Annotated in this window: 1 pseudogene; it reads left to right on the top strand. The window is 63.7% G+C overall.

Going from position 1 to position 292, the window contains the following annotated elements:
- Nucleotides 1-207, top strand: a pseudogene (locus NE591_RS15120) (sodium-dependent transporter); the annotation flags it as partial.
- Nucleotides 208-292: the final 85 nt, after the last annotated feature.

The following is a 292-nucleotide window of genomic DNA, read 5'->3' on the forward strand; positions in this document are numbered from 1 at the left end:
GCCGTGGAGGGCGCGCTGTACTACCTCACGCCGGACTTCAGCAAGTTCTCGCCGGAGCTCGTGATCGGCGCGTTGGGGCAGATGTTCTACAGCCTGTCACTGGCCATGGGCATCATGATCACCTACGGCTCCTACATGCGCAAGCAGGATAGCCTCACCTCATCGGTCGTGCGTATCGGCGGCTTCGATTTGGGCGTCTCCTTCATCGAGGTGCCGCACATGGTGCAGTCCCACAGGCCGCCCTGGACGGCCTCGACGATGCGGTCGGCCTGGTCGTAGGCGTCGAAGTGGC

It is taken from the genome of Adlercreutzia sp. DFI.6.23 (genome assembly GCF_024462535.1).
GTDB lineage: Bacteria > Actinomycetota > Coriobacteriia > Coriobacteriales > Eggerthellaceae > Adlercreutzia > Adlercreutzia rubneri.